Consider the following 15,245-nt stretch of genomic DNA (forward strand, 5'->3'; position numbering starts at 1 on the left):
TTAATTACCCTCTAAAGGTGCCAAATATTTCGCAATATTAGCCTTGTGTTCCTCAAACGTATTGGCGAACACGTTGCGTCCGTCTTTGCCGGCGGCACAGAAAAAGAGATAATTCCGGCTCTCAGGCTGCGTATCGGGATAAAGTGCGGCGGAAATAGCTTCAGCGCCGGGATTACAAATAGGACCTGGGGTTAAACCGGGATTTTTGTACGTATTATAAGGAGATTCCCGATTCAAATCTTTATCTTTCACCAGGAAAACCGGCGGTAAACCTTCCTGTTGCCGCAAATAATTAATGCTGGCGCAAGATTCCAGATTCATATTCCTACTCATACGATTGCTGAAAACCCGACTGACTTTATACATTTCGCGGGAAATTGAAGATTCCTTCTGAATAATACTGGCTAAAATAATTACTTCATCCATAGTCATGTTAAGAGCCTTAGCCCGCTCATAATACTGGTCAAGCAACTTGTAGCGGGTATTATTCAGCATTGTCGCCAAAATCGACTCCTCCGACGCATTGTAGTCAAAATAATAAGAATCGGGGAAAAGATAGCCGTCCAAAAGGAAATTACGTCCGGGGGTACGCTTGATTTCGGATAAAAATTCATAGCGCTCGAACAGTTCAGGGGAGTTCATCAAACTGTCCAGTCTGGCCTCATCGAAGCTGATACCGGCACGACGCAAAATATTCTTAATATCAATATAGGTACTGCCTTCGGGGATAACCACCAACGCCCGATTGGGCTTCAAAGTCAACGTGAACATCAACTCGTCATACCCCATATTAGGGCGTAAATAGTGCGTACCATATTGATAATTGCCGTCGAAGCCGTTTAACTTGGACAAGAGCTGAAAAACGGTTTTACTCTTAATCAGGCCGGCTGCTTCCAGTTTTTGTGCAATATTCTTAGTCGCATCACCGAAGTCAATAAAAACCGCCTGTAAATTCTTTTCTCCCGGAATCGGAGCACTGTAATTCAAAGGAATATGCTTCTCTTTTTTCCAGGCTGCCAGGCGCTGCAGACACCTTTCCGCTTTGATTTTATTCTGCGCCTGCATTTGTTCCCGCGTCTGAGCAGCATTTTGCTGCGCGGCCGGCTTGTCTTTCTTCTCCGCCTTCAATTGTTTGGAGTACTCTTCATTGACAACGTCCTGAATAAGCTCCTGCTGCGCGGCAATTTGTTGCATATAATCGTAACGGGCCTTTTGGCGCAGCACAACACGATAACCGAAAACCAAGCCCAAAACGATTGCCAGCAACAATACACAAACTACCGCAATCCCACTTATAGTCGTCCTTATTTTACGCGAAATCATGTTGTTATCCTTTCCTGCAAACTCAAGCAGCGTTCTTTGCTCCGCTTTTTATTGCTTCTTCGCTCTTTGTTTCGCTCGCAAATCCGTACTTAAAATCTTTTTCCGTAAACGAATGTGTAAGGGGGTAACTTCCACCAATTCATCGTCATTGATTAATTCCAGACATTGCTCCAGACTTAAGTCCATCCGTCCCGTCAAACGCAAAGCGTCGTCGGAGCCGGCGGCACGCATATTGGTAACGTGTTTTTTCTTACAGACGTTCACCACCACATCTCCGGGCTTGGGTGTTTTACCGACAATTTCGCCCTCATAAACCTGCACACCGGCATCGATAAAGAGCACACCCCGCTCCTGCGCATTGTACAGGCCGTAAGTTACAGCTTCACCTGTCTCCCATGCGACAATTACGCCGTGCTTACGCGTTTCTATCTCGCCCTTCCACGGTTCAAAGCCGCTAATCAAAGTATTCATTACACCGTTACCGCGAGTATCGGTTAAAAATTCCGAACGATAACCGATTAAGGCCCGGGAAGAAATATGGAAAGTCATACGGGTGTAACCGTCCTGAATCGGATGCATATCCTTCAATTCGCCTTTACGTTCACCGATTTTCTGAATAACCGCACCGACAAATTCATCCGGCACATCAATGTACAAATCTTCCATAGGTTCCAGAACTTTGCCGTCCGGCGTCTTTTTCAAAATTACTTCCGGTTTACCGACTTGGAATTCGTAACCTTCACGTCTCATCGTTTCAATCAAAATGGACATGGACAGTTCGCCTCTGCCCTTGACGATAAAGCGGTCGGGAGAATCTGTATATTCCAGACGCATCGCCACATTTTTTTCCATCTCTTTTTCCAAGCGGGCGGACAAGTGGCGGCTCATCAAATACTTACCGTCCTGGCCGGCAAACGGACTGTCGTTAACCATGAAATTCATCGCAATCGTCGGCTCTTCAATCGCCACAAACGGCAGCGGCTCAACTTTGTCGACAGCGCAAACCGTATCACCGATGTTGATATTCTCGATACCGGCCAAACAGACAATCTCACCTGCTGCAGCCTCCGGCACTTCCACTTCTTTCAAAGCCTCGAAACGCATAATCTTGTTCAAGCGCGCCTTGCGGACAGTGTCTTCGCCGAAACGCGCCACGGCAATCTCCTGCCCGAGTTTCAAAGTACCGCGATCAATTTTACCGATTGCCAGTCGTCCCAAATAAGGATTGGCTTCAACGTTGGAAACTAAAACTTGGGCCGGCAGGTTAGGATCACCCTGCGGCGAGGGCAATTTCTCCACAATGGTATCAAGCAGCGGCAAAATATTTTTCGCTTCGCCTTTGATAATTTCTTCGGCTGTAAAAGCGGCAACGCCATCCCGACCGGAAGCATAAACTACCGGGAAGTCCAACTGTTTGTCCGTAGCATCCAAATTCATAAACAGCTCGTAAACTTCATCCAAAGCTCTTTTCGGTTCCGCGCCCGGTCTATCGCATTTATTAATAACTACCAAAGCCGGTAAGCCCAAATTCATCGCCTTGGACAGAACGAAACGGGTCTGCGGCATAGGTCCTTCGAAAGCGTCGACAATCAAAATAACCGCATCGACCATTTGCATAATCCGTTCCACTTCGCCGCTGAAATCGGCATGCCCCGGAGTATCGACGATATTAATTCTCGTCTTGCCGTATTGAATAGCCGTATTTTTGGCCAAAATAGTAATTCCGCGTTCCCGCTCCAAGTCGTTGGAATCCATCACGCAATTATTAACGGTTTCATTATCCCGGAAACTTCCCGACTGTTTCAGCATCGCATCAACCAGGGTGGTTTTACCGTGGTCGACGTGCGCAATAATAGCAATATTTCTTAAATTTTCCTGTCTTGTTTCTTTCATACTGTTTTCTGTCTCTTCTTCTCTTCTATCTCTACTCTGTAAAATTCCAACTATCACATATATCCGTTGTGTCGGTTTACTAATCGTTCAGTCTAGCACCTGCACGCTACATTGGTATTAAATATTTGTAAACCGGCCGTATATCAATAAGCTCAACCGTCCTGCTTGCGTTTTTCCCGCAAAAGGAAATAAATCGGCGTCCCGGCAAAATCGAAGTGTTGTCGAATCTGATTTTCCAAATAACGCTCATAGCTGAAATGCAATAAATTCCTGTCATTAACAAAGAAAACGAATTTCGGCGGCAAAACGGAAACTTGGGTAGCATATTGAATTTTAAGATGCCGACCTTTATATGAAGGCGCCTGCATCATCGCCTGCGCTTCACCGATTACGTCGTTCAACAGGCCTGTAGCAATTCTGCGGGAAGCCGCCTGATAAACCTGATTAATCAAAGTGTACAAATCAGCCACATGCAAAGCCGTCTTGGCCGAGAGAAAAATAATCGGGGCCCAGGGCATAAAACTGAATTTAGTTTGTAATTGTTTTACGTATTCTCCCTGACGCAAATTGTTGTCTTTCGCCAAATCCCACTTATTCACCAGCAGAATGCAAGCCTTACCTGCTTCCAAAGCTAAACCGGCAATCTTTGTATCCTGTTCCAAAGGTCCGCTCAAAGCATCCATCATAATCAAACAGACGTCCGCTTTTTCAATCCCGCTGACTGCCCGGACTACGGAATAACGCTCAATAGCATCGTCAATTTTACTTTTGCGCCGCATCCCAGCCGTATCAATAAACAAGTATTCCTGATCCCCGTATTTCACCGAAGTTTCCAAAGCATCTCTCGTTGTCCCGGCGATATCCGAAACAATGGCCCGCTTCTCGCCGCACAAGCAATTAAGCAACGAGCTCTTGCCGACATTAGGCTTGCCGATTAAGGCCACTTTAATAACTTCAGAATCTGCAGCAAATTCATCTGCAAGCGGCAAATCATGACATATTGCATCCAGCATATCGCCGATACCCAAGCCGTGCGCCGCTGAAATGGGGAAAACTTCTCCAAATCCCAGTTGATAAAAATCGTAAACTTCCGGCGGTACAGTACCGGGATTGTCACATTTATTAACGGCAATTACCACCCGTTTGCCGCTTCTGTGCAAAAACTCGGCAATATCCTGATCGGCAGCCTGAAGGCCGCACTTGGCATCCACCATAAACAAAATAATATCGGCAGTTTCAATCGCCAGTTCCGCCTGTTGCCGCATTTGACTCAATATTAAATCGTCGCTGTAAGGCTCAATGCCGCCGGTATCAACCAGTGCCAGCTCCCGATCCAACCAGGTAAATTTAGTATACAAGCGATCACGCGTAACTCCGGGGCGATCGTCTACAATCGCCATTTTCTTTCCGGCTAAATAATTAAACAAAGAGCTTTTGCCGACGTTGGGGCGCCCTACTACCGCTATAACCGTACTCATATTTTCACCTGCTTTCTCCAATGCTTTTCTAAAGTTACTTTACTATTTTTCATAATAAAAAAACAGCGAAATAATCGTTCGCTGTTCTTTAAGCCGGCTGCAAACCCGCGGTAAACAATTTTGTCTTCAATCTCGTTAGACCTATATAACAATTGCTACCGGTTTAGCCCTGATCAAAACACCTGCGCTTATTCTGCTGTTGCAGCTGTTTCAACTTCAATAACTTGACGACCTCTGTATAAGCCGCAAGCCTGACAAGGTCTGTGCGCCAAGCGAAGTTCATGACAGCTTGTGCACTCAACTAAAGCCGGTGCTACTAGCTTCCAGTTAGAACGAGAACGACGAGAGCGCTCTTTTGACCATCTTCTCTTAGGTACTGCCATCTTCGACACCTCCGTTTTGTCTTCTTAATAAGACAAGCTAAGTAAGCATAACGCCTATTTTTTCACCTGTCAATAGTTCTGTATTAGTTTTGCTGCCGCTTTGTAACTGATTTAAGACCGATTTGTAACGGTTTGCCTACATTGCCGCTGTGCACCGCTGTCCGACCTATTGCCGTGCAACGCAAACGCTTGCGTTGCAATTTGCGTCTCATTTTGCAACGCAAATTAAAAGAGCGTTGCAAAGAAGCTTACAGGCAGCAGATTATCGAAGCAGATAATGCGTTTTTCGGCTGTCACCGCTGCGTTTAATTATCCCCTTATTTATAAGCGTATTCAAGACCCGCAAAGTTTTGGCGCGACTCAAAGCACAAGCGCTTTCTATTTCACTGCGATTGGCAGAAGTTTTTCTTTGAATAAATGCATAAACTTTCTCTTCCTCCGGGCTGAGATTGTCTACAGAGGCAGTAAAAAGCGGCAGAATTACCGTTATTGCTTCCGTTCCGACCGAATAATCGGGTTTAGTTATACTGTTTCGGTAACTCTGATTAATCCGCCGGATACCGGTGCCGAATTGCTCAATATATCCCAAGCGAAAAAACACATTGGCTAAAATAGGATTAGATAACGCTGAAATCTGCCGATTCAAGTAATCATCCGCCGTTAAGCCTGCCGGCAATCCGCCCAGCGAGGTAATTTCAATTCTGTCCGCATACATAGCCACATTAATCGGCGCGTCTACATCCCACGCTCTATGCACCAGAGCATTGGCTAAAGCCTCACGAAAGCTGAGCTCGGGCACTCTTTCCCGCCGTTCTCTTTTAATTCCGGCAATTTCTTCATAGCAATAAAATTTACGGAAAAAAGCCGTTGCTTCCGCATAAGCTTCGAGAATAGACATATTTTCCAAACGCAACCTTGCTTGTATAACGTCAATGGAATCCCCGAATTTTGCTAAATCAATTAAAACCAAACCGTTTTCATCAGCTAATAATCGGGCCGCTTTATTAAATTTAGTTTCAGCATTGTAAAGGTTAAGCGTGCGCAATATATCGCCGTTCAATTCGCTGATACCCAATTCTCGCTTCAGCTCCTGCTCCAGATAATGGAAATGTAAATCCTGCCTACTTGACGCCAACTCTTCAAAGTTAATATTGGAACCGCGCAAAATCAAGCGATTCAGTTCCTGCCTGTCTACCGGCACACTTGCTGTTGCCGCACGTTTATAGGCCTGACCTTTGTAATAATAAGGTGTTTCCGAACCGCTTAAAACAGTCAGGCGAATTGTACTGTCAGGCAAAATATTAAGGGAAAATTGGGGAACGGGACTTATTGTGTCATTTATCCTATTCTCAATGGAAATTGCCTTTTTATCAATATTATTCAAGCCGATGATTTCACCATCATCACTTATACCGAAATAGATTGTTCCACCCCGATAATTGGCAAAAGCCGAAACTGTTTTAAGAAAGCTGTCAGTTATATCGGCCTTTAATTCCACGCTGCTTGTTTCTCTTAATTTCATACAAATACCGCCAAATTAAATATTACAATTACGGCATCCGACCTATTGCCGTGCAACGCAAACGCTTGCGTTGCAATTTGCGTCTCATTTTGCAACGCAAATTAAAAGAGCGTTGCAAAGAAGCTTACAGGCAGCAGATTATAAGCGTCACTTTCTCTCGTCAATACAGTAATTAATATTAATTGTCACGTAATGACCGCTCATATTATCGTTGCTCAAGAAATAGGCTAAATTTACATAGCCTTCCTGCGGCGAGCTTAAATCCGCCTCCATTTTATCGGTAGTGGTAATCATCGGCACATCTCCGTAAGGCGTATGATACTCGCTCTTGAAAGTTTTGCCGATGCGAAACTCCAAATTCATCCCGAAGTTCCCGCTACGATTAAGATTCAGAGATTTTTCGGACGCATTGTACACCAATTCGGTATAGGTGCTGTAAAGAGCCGGATCACTCAACTCTTTCCAACGTAATTTATAAATATTACCTCCGTCAAAAGACCAGACGCCCAGGCTGCACAAGCGATCCTGCGCCACATCGTCCGCCGCCAAATCCGCCTTGTCCTGACTATGCCGTGAAAGCATGTAAACCTTGACCGAAAAACTCTGTTTACCGGGCTTAGCTGCCCAAGTCGCAGATTTAAGCGGTTTAGCTCGAAGCCAATCGGCAACCTCGGAACCGTCTGCCATTAAATCGGCATTTTCCATCGCCGTCCGATAAAGCATCTCACTGCCGAGAGTTTGATTTTTTTCCGAACGATTATGCAAAAGTTCTCTTGTTCCCGGAGGATTCAAGTCAACCCGTTCCAATAAAGCGCACTCCAAGCGGCGACGTCCGGCATCCTGCTCTGAAGCTCGGTCTGCAGCTTGAGCTTGATTTGAAACTCGAGCCGACTGCTTAGAAAAATCGGCCGCATCTGCTGCAAGCTCGCCCGTCTCCTGCAACGCCTGCACTTCAGCCGGCGAAAGCAGCTGCAAGTACTCCGCCGCCCGCTGCTTGGCGGAAATATTACGTCGAACAATTTCTTTTGCCGCTTCTACGGCTGTCGAAGTTTTTTTCTTCATATCAAATCGTTTCCCGTCTGGACCTTTCTTCATGTTCAGCTAAAGCTAAATACAACAAGCGCCCGCACAACTCGGTCGCATCAAAGCCGCCGGCGGCAAAAACTTGAGGATAAAGACTGATTTCAGTAAAGCCGGGCATGGTATTGATTTCGTTAAAGTAAATCTTGCGGGCATCACGGTCAAAGAAAAAGTCGACCCGAGCCAAGCCGCTGATTTGTAAAATATTACAGACTTCCAGGGCCAATTCGTGAATTTGGCGGGTCATAAGCGTCGTAATTGTCGCCGGAATACAAGTTTCCGTGCCCTGCTCCGAAAAATATTTGGTCTGATAGTCATAAAAAGAGTTGGGCTTTTTCACAATAATTTCCCCGACCGGAGAGGCGAGATAATTCGGGAAATTACCCAAAACACCGCACTCCAATTCTCTAACTCTTAATTGCCGTTCAATCAGAATTTCACTATCCAGTTCGGCTGCTGCGGCAATCGCCTGATTCAAGGATGAAAGATTGTTCGCTTTCCCGGCGCCGACGGAAGAGCCGCCGTTAGCCGGCTTGACAAAAAGCGGAAAAGGCAATTTCTCCAAAATGTCGATACACGCATCCTCGTTATTCATTTGCCACACGCGACGGGACAAACGGAACCACGGTACTACCGGAATTTTATAATGCTGTAAAATGGTCTTGGCGGCAATTTTGTCCATACCGCAAGCTGAAGCTAAAACACCCGACCCGACAAAAGGAATATCGGCCATTTTGAATAGGCCCTGAATGGCACCGTCTTCGCAATTAATACCGTGTAAAACGGGGAACAAAATATCCGGCTTGCTTCCGTCTACAGTTAAACTGCTGAGAAAAGCCGCCGGGCTGCTGATCGGTGCAGACGGCACATTCCTGCTTTTGCCATATTCTTCCGCTTCTTTGACCCAATTCTCGCTGTCCAAATGTTCACCGTCAAAAGGATAAGGCAAAAAATCACCGTTCACGGTAATACCGACAAGCGACAATTTTAGCGGCATTTTGCTTAAAGTACGCGCAATAAAGAGCGCCGAGCGGCAGGAAACTAAATGTTCGGTGGATTTGCCGCCGAAAAACAGCAAAACGTGCTTGCCCTTAAATTTTTCCGGCTCATAGGTAAAATTACGGCCGTAAAGCGGCGATTTGCCGCCGAATTCATAGAAATCCGTTGTTAACCTGCTCTTTCGCATAAGTAAGTGCATCCTTTCCTGGTCCTGCCTGAAATTCCAGACGGCGCCGGTTTTCGTCGTTTTATTCGTCGTTTTACAATATTAATAAAAAAGCGGTCGAATGACCGCTTGATTTTGAAGCACAGGGAATCAACCGCGGTCCCACTTGCTCAATTCTTCTTTGTTATGCCTGATAACCTCCAGCACGTCCTTGAAATTATTCTCGACGTTGGTCAGCAGACCTTCAACATAGCTGACGGAATAATCGTGCAATTCATCGGCGTGCGTTTTGGCCTTATTGACAATTTCCTGCGCTTTCTCCTGCGCTTCCTGGGTTATCTTGTTCTCATCAATCAAAGTTGCCGCTTTCAGTTCCGCTCTTCTGATGTAGTCATTGGCGGCCTGTTTCGCTTCCTTCATAATTGAATTCTGTTCCTGAACTATATAATGTGCCTGCTTAATGGCATCCGGCAACTGCTCCTGTAATGCTGCAATTAATGTCAGTAAGTTCTCACGATTCAGCACTATGCTGGTAGACAAAGGTAAAGTTTTCGCGCTCTGTACCATAAGCTCCATTCTGTTCAACAAACTGTAAATTGAATTCTCATCCTGTATAGGTTGATCAATCATCTCTTCGTCGCTCATATTGTCAAAAAATTGTTCAGCCATAATCTCCACCAATATTAATTGCATTCTGTCTTGCTTATATGCAAAACCGTTCTTTTATTTTAGAGCATTTATAGCAATTTGTGAAGATTAAGCGGAACATTCTGCCCGGGAAGTGAAAAGTTGGAGCGCTTTTCGCCTGCCGCAGGTAAATTCGCCAATTTTTCCTCATCTCCGCCGCCCGACTTATATAAAAAAGCGCAAAAAACAGGCGGCACCCGTAAGCACCGCCTGCCCGCTTAAAAGCCTTGTTTATTACTTCTTACGGATATACTTCAAGCAATCGAGCGTTACCGCTGTCATGATGATAATACCGGAGAAAACGAACTGTAAGTTGGTATCAATACCCAAAATAGTCAAAGCGTAAGTTAAAGCCGTGAAAATTACGACACCGACTACAACGCCCGAAATCTTACCGACACCGCCGGTAAACGAAACACCGCCGACCACGCAGGCGGCAATCGCGTCCATTTCCCAACCTTGACCGTAAGCTGCCGAACCGGAACCGACCATACGAGCACACTCCAACCAGGAACCGAAACCGTATAAGATACCGGCAAGCACGAAGGCTCCCATAGTAACAGCGAAAACCGAAATACCGGAAACTGCCGCAGCCTCGGGATTACCGCCGACAGCGTACAGATTTTTACCGAAAATCGTCTTATTCCAGATGAACCAAACAATAATTATGGCTGCAACAGCCCACAAAATAATGGTCGGGAAACCGTTGACCTTCGGAATAATCCATTTAGGAATATCCGACTCGATCGCACCGAAAGACACGCCTTTGGTCGCATAAGTTACGATACCGAAAATTACCAGCATATTCGCCATAGTTGAAATAAACGGGTGCATCTGGAACTTAGCGGTAAAGAAACCGGCAATAGCCGTAAACACCGTACACAGCACCACACAAACTACTAAGGCTAAAATAACTCTGGCAGCTAGCGGCATAGCCGTAAAATCGAAAATATAACCGAAAACTTTACCGGTATTTATGCCCTTATGCATAACGATAGTGGCCGCAGTCATACACATACCGACCATACGCCCGATGGACAAATCGGTACCTGTCAGCAAAATCAAACCCGCAACGCCTAAAGCGAGGAACATCCGCGGTGAGGCCTGTTGGAAAATATTCAACACGTTATTAAATGTCAATAATTGCGTATTTTTCACAATCGGCGTCACAATACTCAGAGCGATGAAGACAAGCAAAATTGCTAAATACAAACCGTTTTGCAATAAGAAACGCTTCATATTGAAGTTATAGCAGTAGTTTGTCCATTTTTGCTCCAAAGTCTGCGCCACGGTAAAGCGGGACATGCGCATTAAATCCAACAAGTGAAATTTATTGGTATAGGCATCGTGCAGACGGTCCTTAAAATTCTGCAAGTTTTTCTCATGCTGCAATTTGGCATCGAAAAGCCGGTTTTTATAAACATATTTTTCATCTTTAATTTCCCGGGCATCCTGCAACTTGCTCAGATTTTCCTTATGCTCCTGTTGCAATTTTTGCAAAATCACGGCATAGTCTTTAATTTCCTGCACTTTTTCGGCTACCACCGCCTGCTTGACCTGCCGCAAGTAATCCTGGCCATAGTGCTCTTTCAGATAAGCTTCACCGTCTTTAATCAACTTATCGACTAAAGGTTGATTCTTCTCCTCCACTTTCAAAGCTCTGTCCAGTTCGGAACGATTCAACTGCAGCTGATTGGCTTTTTCTTCACCTTTCAAGCTCTTATCCCTTTTAATCGCATCAATTTTGCTTTGAAAAAAGACTACTTCGTCCGTACCTTCACGCCGCAAGTCATCCAACTGCTCCTGAATTTTGCCGATATATTGCGCTATAGGCTCATACAGTTTTTGCTCTTCCTCTTTTGTTAAGATGAATTTGTTCTCCATGTTATACTCCCTTTTATCTCACACGCCCTCGCGCATTAAATACTTCGCACTTAACCTGAGAAGTTCTTCCTGATTGGTTTTTTTCGTTTCGACGATACCCGCCAGCCGACCGTTGGACATAACCCCGATGCGGTTGGTAATACCGAGAATTTCCGGCATTTCCGAGGAAACAACAATAATCGTATTACCCTGCTTGGCCATCTGAATAATAAGTTCATAGATTTCATACTTGGCACCGACATCAATACCGCGCGTCGGCTCATCCATCATGAAAATCTTAGGTTCACGCTCCAACCATTTACCGAAAATAACCTTTTGCTGATTGCCGCCGGACAAACTGGAAATCAAGTCGGCATGGCCCATACATTTGGTGCGCATAACTTTAATTTGCTTATTGGTGGCTTTAATCATCTTGCTGTCCGACAGAATCGGTCCGCTTTTATATTGAGGTAAATTGGCGATAGTAGTGTTGAAAGTCAAATCGCCTTTCAAGAATAAGCCGTTAGCCTTACGTTCCTCCGTAATCAGAGCAAATCCGTTCTCCATCGCTTCTTTCGGCGTATTGAAGTTCATCAGGCGATCTTTGAAATAAACACGACCGCATGCTCTGGTCCGAATTCCGAATATCGTCTCCAGCAATTCCGTTCTGCCGGCTCCGACCAGGCCGTAAAGCCCGAATATCTCGCCTTTTTTCACTTCAAAGCTGATATCCTGCAAGCGCGGCGCGTACTTCGTCGACAAATTCTCTACTCGTAAAATCGGTTCTCCCGGTTTATTATCGACAGGCGGAAAACGATTCTCCAGCGAACGACCGACCATGGCGGCGATCAATTCATTCATATTCGTGTCTGCAGCAGCTTTGGTCATAACCAAATGGCCGTCGCGCAAAACGGAAATCTCATCGCAAATTTCAAAGATTTCATCCATTTTGTGGGAAATATAGATAAAAGCTATTCCCTGTTCCCGCAATTTACGCATCATTTTGAATAACTTTTCCACTTCCTGGACTGTTAAAGACGAAGTAGGTTCATCGAGAACAATCACTTTGGCGTTATAAGAAATAGCTTTGACAATTTCACACATTTGCCTTTGTGAAACCGACATTTTGCGCATCGGCTGCGTCAAATCGACCGTCATATCGAGACTGCGGAAAATCTCCGCCGCTTTCCGTTTCATTAAAGTTTGATCGACTACGCCCAATTTGTTAATCGGATAACGTCCCAAAAACAAATTATCCACGACATTGCGATCCAGGCACTGGTTAAGTTCCTGATGCACCATCGCTATACCGTTTTCCAAAGCCTCTTTCGGACCGGTAAAATTAATAGTTTCTCCCTCTAAATCAATTTCACCCTCATCTTTGTGATAAGTTCCGAACAAGCATTTCATCATCGTTGACTTACCGGCGCCGTTTTCACCCATCAGGCCCATGACCGTACCTTTTCTGACATTAAGATTGATCTTGTCCAGAACACGATTGCGCCCGAAAGTTTTACTCATTCCTTTGATTGACAAAATAACCGGAGCGTTTATTGTTGTCATGTTTTACCTCTGATTTCTAAGCCCCACGGACTGCTTCTAAAAATCGGGGATTAGAAGCACCGCCTCTAATCCCCGTTGACTCTTACATCATCAATACCTACTTATTACTTCAGTAATTGAGTATAGGAAGCAGCATTATCAGTCTTAACCATATTAACTGCAAATCCGTCATAAGCTGAAGGATCACCCAATCTGTTGGTAATTGTCGATTCGTTCTGACCGTCACCGTCAACATAGTCAACATCCAAATTCAACAACTTCTGATATTTCTTCAACAAAGGCAGGTAAGTTGAACCTAAGAAGTTATCAGCGGAATTGTAAGAATTCAACCAAATCTTTTTCTTCGGATGTTTAGCTTCGTCCAATTGCTTGGAAACAGGAGCGTATGTCTTGGTGGAATCCAAATAATCTTTGTAGTTTTCAGCTGTAACTGCAACATTCAAAGCGTAGTAGGACTTATCTTTTTCAACATATTTGAAAACGTCTTTACTCAAAACGTTACCGGCATCGTCTTTGTCGTCAATACCTGTCTTCATATCGACACCGTCCAAAGCGTTACGCAGAACACGTAATGTCAAATAAGCTTGAACGTCAGCATGTTGGCTGATTGTTCCGCCGTAACCGGCTTTGATAGCTTCAACAGCATCCTGGTTGGCGTCATAACCGAAAGTCGGAACTTTCTTTTCGTTGGACCAGGCGTTGAACATAGCCATACCCATACCGTCATTGTTGGAAGCGATAACATCAATTTGATCGCCGAAAGAAGCGGACCAAGTGCTGATAGCGTTACCGGCTGTCGGTGCATCCCATGTAGCACCGGCGGAAGTCTTCATTTCCTGTGAAGCCAATTCACGGACTTTATACTTTTTACCGCCGATTTCCAATTCACCGTCTTTAACGACTTTGGAAGAACCGTCTGTATTTGTACCGGCCGGATCGCTGACGATTTGACCGTCTTTTTCAACTGCAGTACCCAAGGCCTTACGAACACCTCTTGTACGAGCAACGGAGTCGTTATGACCGACATCGCCGATAGCCAGAACATAACCGATTACGCCATCTTTGTTACGATCGATTTTTTCAATATTTTTCTCGATGTATTTCTTAATCATTTCGCCTTGCAGTTCAGCACCCTGATTAGCATCGAAACCGACGTAACGCGTATTTTTGTTGAAGTTCAAAGCTTCTTTGTCCAATTCGCCGGTAGAGCTGTTGGAAGGTTGACGATTCCACCAAACCAGCGGTTTGGCACTATTCTTACCTGTTTCCTTATTTTCCGGCTTCTTTGATTCTGCCGCCTTGGTGCTTGCGACTTTTCCGGTCGTTGCATTTGTTGCAGGCTTCTTCTCCGTCTTCTGGCCGCAGGCTGCTAAACCTAATACCATAACCGAGCTTAAGGCTAATGCCATTAACTTCTTCATAAAGTGTTCTCCTTGTAATTAATACGTTAGCGAAATCGCCGTTTATCTCAGCGACTTTCTAAAACACATTTTACCGTTTGTAAAGGCATTTTGCAACATTTTTCACAATTAAAGTCCCTTAAAAAGCACCTTTTTATGACATTTGCACAAATAGTTTACTGTAAAATTTGCACAATAGTACCAAAACCAAATTTTGCAAGCGAAAAAAAGCAAAACTCCCGAGCATTTGAAAAAAGATATTTTTCCGGTGCGGACCGGCCCGTCAGCTCTGCTGCCGACGATGATTTTGCCAATATTGTAATAACAGCGGCGCTACGGCCGGAGCCAGTAAATTATCAATGTTCTTGTCATACAGCAGCAATTCCCGGACCAAAGAAGAACTGACATAAGTCAAAGTTGCCGGTGCGGCAAGATAAACGAATTGACAGGAGGAAAGAAAATTCTGATTCGCCAAAGCATAATCCCGCTCATATTCCCAATCGCGAAAATTGCGGACACCGCGGACGATCGCCGTCGCCTGAAATTTTCTATACAGATCCACCAACAGGCAATTATCCGCCACGACAATAACACCCGGAAGATGCCGGACGCTCGCACGTACCATCTGCAGACGTTCTTCCACGGTGAATAAGGTCCGTTTCAAAGGATGCTGTAATATTGTTATAACCACCTGATCAGCTTGTCTGTACGCCTGTTCGACAATACTCAAATGACCTAATGTAAAGGGATCGAAGCTCCCGGGATACAGCCAAATTTTCGGCTTTTTTTCTTGATTTTCCATATATATTTATGTATCACTCAACTTCCTGTAAACACAATGTTTTCATTGTACTTTTTCGGCCGGCAATTGGCAAACTGACGCAGCGA

At 44.9% G+C, this 15,245-nt stretch carries 12 protein-coding genes; all 12 read right to left on the reverse strand.

Translation table 11 applies throughout. The features are described 5' to 3' along the window. The 12 genes from mltG to coaD all read right to left on the reverse strand — a co-directional run bounded on the left by mltG (position 1) and on the right by coaD (position 15,159). Positions 1-1,323 carry an endolytic transglycosylase MltG gene (gene mltG / locus PYS60_RS06295; protein ID WP_315568555.1) on the reverse strand — a complete coding sequence of 441 codons (1,323 nt, stop codon included), beginning with the start codon at positions 1,321-1,323 and terminating at the stop codon, positions 1-3. 48 nt (positions 1,324-1,371) lie between these two features. Then, positions 1,372-3,216 carry a translational GTPase TypA gene (typA, locus tag PYS60_RS06300; protein WP_315568557.1) on the reverse strand — a complete coding sequence of 615 codons (1,845 nt, stop codon included), beginning with the start codon at positions 3,214-3,216 and terminating at the stop codon, positions 1,372-1,374. A gap of 152 nt (positions 3,217-3,368) precedes the next feature. Further along, on the reverse strand, positions 3,369-4,694 hold the full coding sequence (gene der, locus PYS60_RS06305; protein WP_315568559.1) for a ribosome biogenesis GTPase Der: 1,326 nt from the start codon (positions 4,692-4,694) through the stop codon (positions 3,369-3,371). Positions 4,695-4,882: 188 nt separating this feature from the next. Next, a complete protein-coding gene (gene rpmF / locus PYS60_RS06310) occupies positions 4,883-5,077 on the reverse strand; it encodes a 50S ribosomal protein L32 (RefSeq protein WP_315568560.1) in 195 nt (64 codons plus the stop codon). A 262-nt stretch (positions 5,078-5,339) separates the two neighbouring features. Continuing rightward, positions 5,340-6,599, reverse strand: a complete 1,260-nt coding sequence (locus PYS60_RS06315) for an ATP-binding protein (RefSeq protein ID WP_315568561.1) — start codon at positions 6,597-6,599, stop codon at positions 5,340-5,342. 147 nt (positions 6,600-6,746) lie between these two features. Then, entirely contained in the window at positions 6,747-7,661 is a 915-nt protein-coding gene (locus PYS60_RS06320; RefSeq protein ID WP_315568562.1) for a DUF1934 domain-containing protein, read from the reverse strand. Position 7,662: 1 nt separating this feature from the next. After that, positions 7,663-8,865, reverse strand: coding sequence for a D-alanine--D-alanine ligase family protein (locus tag PYS60_RS06325; RefSeq protein ID WP_315568564.1), 1,203 nt, complete (start codon positions 8,863-8,865; stop codon positions 7,663-7,665). 129 nt (positions 8,866-8,994) lie between these two features. Further along, positions 8,995-9,513 carry a hypothetical protein gene (locus tag PYS60_RS06330; RefSeq protein ID WP_315568566.1) on the reverse strand — a complete coding sequence of 173 codons (519 nt, stop codon included), beginning with the start codon at positions 9,511-9,513 and terminating at the stop codon, positions 8,995-8,997. Between the two features lie 252 nt (positions 9,514-9,765). Continuing rightward, a complete protein-coding gene (locus PYS60_RS06335) occupies positions 9,766-11,415 on the reverse strand; it encodes an ABC transporter permease subunit (RefSeq protein ID WP_315568568.1) in 1,650 nt (549 codons plus the stop codon). 18 nt (positions 11,416-11,433) lie between these two features. Next, positions 11,434-12,957: a sugar ABC transporter ATP-binding protein gene (locus PYS60_RS06340; RefSeq protein ID WP_315568569.1), complete on the reverse strand. Its 1,524-nt coding sequence runs from the start codon at positions 12,955-12,957 to the stop codon at positions 11,434-11,436. 104 nt (positions 12,958-13,061) lie between these two features. Beyond that, on the reverse strand, positions 13,062-14,378 hold the full coding sequence (locus tag PYS60_RS06345; protein ID WP_315568571.1) for a substrate-binding domain-containing protein: 1,317 nt from the start codon (positions 14,376-14,378) through the stop codon (positions 13,062-13,064). Positions 14,379-14,640: 262 nt separating this feature from the next. Then, positions 14,641-15,159, reverse strand: a complete 519-nt coding sequence (coaD, locus tag PYS60_RS06350) for a pantetheine-phosphate adenylyltransferase (protein ID WP_315568573.1) — start codon at positions 15,157-15,159, stop codon at positions 14,641-14,643. Positions 15,160-15,245 lie beyond the last annotated feature (86 nt).

The sequence above is a fragment of the Amygdalobacter indicium genome (assembly GCF_029101545.1).
Classification (GTDB): domain Bacteria; phylum Bacillota; class Clostridia; order Saccharofermentanales; family Fastidiosipilaceae; genus Amygdalobacter; species Amygdalobacter indicium.

What these genes read in the sequence shown, in the direction of transcription:
- mltG (WP_315568555.1), bottom strand. Translation starts at nt 1,323, where the DNA reads ATGATTTCGCGTAAAATAAGGACGACTATAAGTGGGATTGCGGTAGTT.
- typA (WP_315568557.1), bottom strand. Translation starts at nt 3,216, where the DNA reads ATGAAAGAAACAAGACAGGAAAATTTAAGAAATATTGCTATTATTGCG.
- der (WP_315568559.1), bottom strand. Translation starts at nt 4,694, where the DNA reads ATGAGTACGGTTATAGCGGTAGTAGGGCGCCCCAACGTCGGCAAAAGC.
- rpmF (WP_315568560.1), bottom strand. Translation starts at nt 5,077, where the DNA reads ATGGCAGTACCTAAGAGAAGATGGTCAAAAGAGCGCTCTCGTCGTTCT.
- PYS60_RS06315 (WP_315568561.1), bottom strand. Translation starts at nt 6,599, where the DNA reads ATGAAATTAAGAGAAACAAGCAGCGTGGAATTAAAGGCCGATATAACT.
- PYS60_RS06320 (WP_315568562.1), bottom strand. Translation starts at nt 7,661, where the DNA reads ATGAAGAAAAAAACTTCGACAGCCGTAGAAGCGGCAAAAGAAATTGTT.
- PYS60_RS06325 (WP_315568564.1), bottom strand. Translation starts at nt 8,865, where the DNA reads ATGCGAAAGAGCAGGTTAACAACGGATTTCTATGAATTCGGCGGCAAA.
- PYS60_RS06330 (WP_315568566.1), bottom strand. Translation starts at nt 9,513, where the DNA reads ATGGCTGAACAATTTTTTGACAATATGAGCGACGAAGAGATGATTGAT.
- PYS60_RS06335 (WP_315568568.1), bottom strand. Translation starts at nt 11,415, where the DNA reads ATGGAGAACAAATTCATCTTAACAAAAGAGGAAGAGCAAAAACTGTAT.
- PYS60_RS06340 (WP_315568569.1), bottom strand. Translation starts at nt 12,957, where the DNA reads ATGACAACAATAAACGCTCCGGTTATTTTGTCAATCAAAGGAATGAGT.
- PYS60_RS06345 (WP_315568571.1), bottom strand. Translation starts at nt 14,378, where the DNA reads ATGAAGAAGTTAATGGCATTAGCCTTAAGCTCGGTTATGGTATTAGGT.
- coaD (WP_315568573.1), bottom strand. Translation starts at nt 15,159, where the DNA reads ATGGAAAATCAAGAAAAAAAGCCGAAAATTTGGCTGTATCCCGGGAGC.